This is a genomic window from Microcoleus sp. PH2017_05_CCC_O_A, from assembly GCF_020738785.1.
Taxonomy (GTDB): domain Bacteria; phylum Cyanobacteriota; class Cyanobacteriia; order Cyanobacteriales; family Microcoleaceae; genus Microcoleus.
Genome location: NZ_JAEQCB010000266.1, coordinates 1 through 5,823, shown reverse-complemented (window position 1 = coordinate 5,823; position 5,823 = coordinate 1). Strand labels below are relative to the sequence as shown.

The window sequence follows — 5,823 nt, the reverse complement described above, 5'->3', positions numbered from 1 at the left end:
AGCGGTAGCGAATCTCAGAAAAAATACTCTCCATCAAATTACTACTTACTTAGGCAAAAACCACGCAACGATAGTAGTAGAAAATTTGAATGTTTCGGGAATGCTAGCTAATCACAAACTAGCTCAAGTTATCGCTGACTGTGGATTCTATGAATTCAAACGTCAGCTAGAATACAAAGCTAAAAAGTTTGGCTGTGAAATAATCATTGCCGACCGCTGGTTCCCTTCGAGTAAAACCTGTTCAAACTGCGGACATATTCAAGATATGCCCCTAAAAGAAAGAACCTACGACTGTGAAAGTTGTGGTCATTCGATGGACAGGGATTTGAACGCAGCAATTAATTTATCGCGCTTGGCTTTCATCGTGAAAGCTTACGGAGGGATAACCGCTCCCATGCTCCCGATGAAGTAAGAAGCAAATGTCTAGACTTGTCTAGGATTTGTATAGCAGAACGCCAGATGCTGAGATTGACGGTGAGATTTCCGAATTTAAGGAGTTGACAAAATCTACTAAAAACATCAGATACCGACTTCAAGAAGGAATCAGCAGGGCAAAGAATCAAGGTGCAGCAGCCGTTATTATTCACATCAACCGAGATAGTTATGAATTTTGGAAGATAAACGATGGCATCAGAAAAGCTTTTTATTCGGACGAAAGACAACTTATCCAGAATATTATATTAGTATTCAACAGCGAAGAAGTACAACAGATTACTAGGGAGGAATGGGGAAATGGAAGACGTTTTTAATGAATTTGAAGAAGTTATACAAACCGGCTTAAAAAATAATATGCCGCGAGAGGCGAAATTGATTACAGTTGGGCAAATTGTTTATGCAGTTACTCGTGATGAGCTGACAAATAAAGAAGGTTTGCAACTGGAAGAGATGTTGGGCGGTAGAGAACAATGGAAAGAGGCACTTGAGTATAGTATTTTTGGCTATCCAGTAGATACAGCAACTCCATCTTTTGATAAACCTCTGGTGATTGCTGGCAAAACTTTTCATTCTCGCTTGATGACGGGGACGGGAAAATATCGCAGCATTGCCGAAATGCAGCAAAGTGTCAACGCTAGCCGATGCGAAATTGTGACTGTGGCTGTGCGGCGAGTGCAAACAAATGCTCCCGGTCATGAAGGATTGGCAGAGGCTCTTGATTGGACTAAAATTTGGATGCTGCCGAATACTGCCGGTTGTCAAACGGCGGATGAGGCGGTTAGAGTGGCTCGTTTGGGCAGGGAAATGGCGAAGCTTTTAGGGCAGGAAGATAATAATTTTGTTAAGTTAGAAGTGATTCCGGATGCTAAATATTTGCTGCCCGATCCGATCGGCACTTTGCACGCCGCAGAGCAATTAGTCAAAGAAGGTTTTGCCGTTTTGCCTTACATCAATGCCGATCCGCTGCTAGCAAAACGCCTAGAAGAAGTCGGTTGTGCGACTGTCATGCCTTTAGGTTCGCCCATCGGTTCGGGGCAAGGGATCAATAATGCTGCCAATATTCAAATCATTATTGACACGGTGAATATCCCTGTGGTGGTGGATGCAGGGATCGGCACTCCCAGCGAAGCGGCCCAAGCCATGGAAATGGGCGCTGATGCACTTTTGATTAATTCCGCGATCGCCAATGCTCAGAATTCTCCGGCAATGGCCAAAGCAATGGGAATGGCCGCAGAAGCGGGACGTTTAGCGTACTTAGCAGGAAGAATGCCGGTCAAAGATTACGCGATCGCCTCTTCTCCCGAAACAGGTACTGTCACCTCAAAATAAATTCCCGAACTTAAGGGCGGCGATTTGATAGCGTTTTTTGGTAAAGTGATGGCAATCAAAAATATTGAGGATTGTTGCCAATGCCTTATACTACCGAAGAAGACGGACGCTTGAACAACTTTGCCAAAGAGCCGAAGATGTACGACGCCGTACCTCCCAACAAGAACCAGCAACGGAACTACATCATCCTGGGTGTTGCCGCCGCGCTGTTAGTAGCCGGTTTGGTGTTTGTGGCTGCTTCTGTGTAAAAACTGACCTGACACTCAAAGCTGCTTCAAATCGCTATTTTAAATAATCATTCAACAAACCATGTTTCCCAACCAATGGATATAGCCTTTCTCAAAAAGGTGAGGTATGACTGACAGGTTATATAACCACTGAAACCAAGAGGGCTCTCTTCCCAACAACGTCCGCGAATATGAGAGCTTGATCCGCTATAGTTGCAACAGTCCTGAAGCGTGCCGAGCGAGCTGGAAGACTAAACAAGACAAGCAGAAATAGGGTTTTTTCCTTTCGGCGTTCAGGTTCAGGGGCGATCGTTGCAATTAATCAGACGGAATCGTCACAAATATAAAAAAATTGCTAATTGAAAATCTACAATCATGCAGGTCATCAACGGTGCGATTGACTGCCGAACTCGTCGGTGTTGCGAGTTAGGAGCGATTTCAACTCTACAATCCCAAATCTAAAATCTACAATCTACATTCCCAAATCTACATTCCCAAATCTAAAATCTAAAATCTAAAATCTAAAATCGCCAGACCGTGATGTCTATTCCTTCCCAAAAAGTTTCTAGCTCGAACAAGCAGATCTATCAACGCTTGAAACAGGCGATCGACCTCAACTTACGCCGTCAAATTTTTATTGCCGCCTGCGACGACCTGTGTTTGCGGGACTGTCTGGCGGCCCGCTTGCAGGCAGAATTAGCCGCCGAGGGCGCCGACTCGATTTCTCGTCCCTACCCGATCGACTATCCCCGATTTGTCAGTTTGGAACTCGACGTGAGCGAGCCCAATCCTTGGGACTCGATCGCCGCATGGCTGACTCAACACCCACTGCCCCGAAACGGCGGCAGCTACAGCCGTTTGCCGGGATTTCAAATTCTCGGGGCCGAACACCTGACCAGGCACTCACCAGCCGTGCAGTGGTCGTTCCTGAGCTATTTGAGAGACATCGAAGCAAACCTGCAAATGTGCGAATCTACTCTGTTGCTGTGGGTGTCGCGCCCTTGGTTGAGTTCGATCGAGCAATCGGCCCCGGAATTTTGGCAATGGCGCACCGGAGTATTTGAGTTTGAAGGCGAACCAACTCCAGCTAAGGGCGACTTCGGGCACTCGGAAGACTTCGGACACTCGGAAAACTTCGGAAACTTGCGGGACAACGGAGACTATGGCGACCAACTTTTAAAATATTTAAAGTCTTCTGAAGAATCCTCAATTCCCGATTCCCCATCCCCAATTCCCGATTCCCCATCCCCCATTCCCGATTCCCCATCCCCCATTCCCGATTCCCCATCCCCCATTCCCGATTCCCCATCCCCCATTCCCGATTCCCCATCCCCAATTCCCGATTCCCCATCTCCCATTCCCGATTCTGAACCCGCCACAACAGATTCTAAATCCGTCGAACTGGCAGATTTGGTGCTAGCAGCGGCTTCTCAGGAGTTGGAAGTAGAAGATAATCCCGCATCGGAAGACAATTTTCTGCCGCTGCAAACCCTGCAATATATTGCATTGCTGCAAGAACATGAGTGCTGTTCCGAAGCTTTGGCTTTGGCTTATCACAGTTTGGGAAATTACTACCGCGATCGGATTCTGGGCGGAGATTCCTCCCCGCAAAACCTGACAATTGCCATTCGCGCGATCGAGCAAGTGATTGCATACCTGGAACTCGACGACAACTCCCAGGAAAATCAACCACTAACCGAGGAATGCGCGCGGCTAATTTCCCAATTGACACAAAACTTAACTCAGTACGCCGAGGAGTCCCACAGCCTACCGCCAATTTCCGATCTGATCAACGATCTCGGTACTTTCTACTGGATGCTGTCGCGCGATCGCACGCAGCAGCATAACGCAGCCGATCCGGTATCCTGCCTCGAACGCAGCATCGCCCTCTACCTTGAAGGTTTGAACCGCACAGATGCCGACAGCGCACCCCAAACCCGCGTGAGATTAAACAAAAATTTGGGCATCGCTTCGGCAGATTTAGCCCGCTATCAAGATAAGACAGAGAACTTGCAGCAAGCAGTTGCAGCTTACCAACAAGCGCTACTAGATTTAGACCCGGCGGCGGAGCCCCAGCAGTACGCGGCGGCTCAGAATAATTTGGCGACAGCATACTGGAATTTAGCTCAAGATGGTCAGCCGATCGTCTATCTCAAAAGCGCGATCGCCGCTTACACCCAAGCCCTTTGCTGTTACAGTCCCGATCGAGAACCGCTCAACTATGCCGGAGTCCAAAACAACCTCGGTACCGCTTGCTGGAACCTCGCCCAGCACGAACCCTCAGAACTCTTGTTAGTCAGGGCGATTGATGCCTACCGCGAAGCCTTGAAATACCGCACCCGAGAATTGGTACCCGCAGCAGCAGCAGCCACCTACAACAATCTCGGTACCGCTTATTGGCATTTGGGGAACCAGTTCCAGCAGAAACAGGCCCGGACGGAATCTTTACAGCAGGCGATTACCGCCTACGAAGCTGCACTGGATATCGCCGGCCAGCTCGATCGAACCCAACTCACCTTTGACACCTGGGCCGCCCGCAACAATCTCGGACTAGCCCACTATCAACTAGCCACAGACCAAGATTTCGCCACCAACAAAGCCGCCCAAACCAGCCATCTAGAAGCAGCACTGCACCACCAGTTGCAAGTGTGTGCCGAATGGGGACAACATCTCAACGACAAAGGGTTAACATATGGAGATAAACTTAACCTGCAAGCCCCGCCAAACTCTCAAGCTGCCGATTCCCGGCAAACTGCATTGAGTTATATTGTGAAAACGATTAGAGCTTTCTATAGCGAATGTGGGCTGCAAGGCCAAAATCTAGCCTTATCCAAAGTACCTGGAGATTTATTGCCTGAAATCTTACGTAGGTTATAAGTATGGCTATAAATATGGCTACAACTATATAAAAGCTCAATTTTTTCGAGATTTGTATCCAGTTTTCTATTATTATGGCTGAATCTTCTTGCCTAATTCTTCAAACAAAGTTGTGGTCATGGCCCCTGTAAAAATCCTTGTGGTTGATGACGACCCGGCAATCCGAAATTTAATTCACCGTTTTTTGAGCCAGCAAGGTTATCAAGTTGAGTCGGCCGGAGACGGTCAGACTGGTCTGGAATTATTTGAGCAACTCAATCCTGACTTAGTAGTTCTAGATGTAAATTTACCCGATACTACTGGCTACAAACTCTGTCAAGAGATGCAAAAACGGACGGGCGTGTTTGTGTTGATGCTGACCAGCCGAACCGATGAAGCTGACAAAATGAAAGGGTTTGCCGAAGGCGCTGACGACTACATTACTAAACCTTTTAGTCTTGTAGAGATTGGAGCTCGCGTTGCAGCAATTTTGAAGCGCAAACGCCTTGTTACTCCGGCTCAACAACAAAGTCTGACCTTTGGAGAGCTACTAATAGATCCCGTCCGGCGCGAGGTAATTCTCGACAGTCAGATAGTTGCTTTGACGGCTTTAGAATTCGACCTGCTGTACTGTTTGGCAAGCAAACCCGGTCGCGTATGGAGGCGATCGGAATTGCTGCAAGAAGTCTGGGACTACGAGTATGTGGGAGCCGATCGCGTGGTGGATGTCCATATCGGTCAAATTCGCCGCAAAATTGAACCAGATACCAACCAAATCTCAATGATTCAAACCGTCCGGGGAGTAGGTTACAAGTTTGAGCCAAAAACCTAGCAGTATTCGGCATTCGGCAGCCGGATCTGTAGGGACAAGGCTGTAGGGGTTTGAAACTGTAACTTAATTTATGGACAAAGCTACCCATCCTTGACTATTTGGGTAGCTTTGTCCGCAACTCGGGCGATCGCACGAGACTATTTG

The 5,823-nt window shown here is 47.8% G+C and carries 6 protein-coding genes; all 6 read left to right on the top strand.

What is annotated here, in order from left to right; translation table 11 throughout:
* Positions 1–412, top strand: a 412-nt coding sequence (locus tag JGK20_RS33375) for an RNA-guided endonuclease TnpB family protein (protein WP_293187144.1), incomplete at its 5' end; no start/stop codon positions are given.
* 28 nt (positions 413–440) lie between these two features.
* Positions 441–749 (top strand): hypothetical protein, encoded by a 309-nt coding sequence (locus tag JGK20_RS33370; protein WP_293233687.1) that lies wholly within the window; start codon positions 441–443, stop codon positions 747–749.
* On the top strand, positions 733–1,764 hold the full coding sequence (locus tag JGK20_RS33365; protein WP_293226844.1) for a thiazole synthase: 1,032 nt from the start codon (positions 733–735) through the stop codon (positions 1,762–1,764). The genes JGK20_RS33370 and JGK20_RS33365 overlap by 17 nt, the downstream gene beginning before the upstream one ends.
* A gap of 80 nt (positions 1,765–1,844) precedes the next feature.
* Positions 1,845–2,012, top strand: a complete 168-nt coding sequence (locus tag JGK20_RS33360; RefSeq protein ID WP_293187141.1) for a ssl1498 family light-harvesting-like protein — start codon at positions 1,845–1,847, stop codon at positions 2,010–2,012.
* A gap of 519 nt (positions 2,013–2,531) precedes the next feature.
* Complete coding sequence (locus JGK20_RS33355) at positions 2,532–4,868, top strand: tetratricopeptide repeat protein (RefSeq protein WP_293233685.1); 2,337 nt, start codon at positions 2,532–2,534, stop codon at positions 4,866–4,868.
* Between the two features lie 118 nt (positions 4,869–4,986).
* Positions 4,987–5,679: a response regulator transcription factor gene (locus tag JGK20_RS33350; RefSeq protein WP_293193997.1), complete on the top strand. Its 693-nt coding sequence runs from the start codon at positions 4,987–4,989 to the stop codon at positions 5,677–5,679.
* The last annotated feature ends 144 nt before the right edge of the window (positions 5,680–5,823 follow it).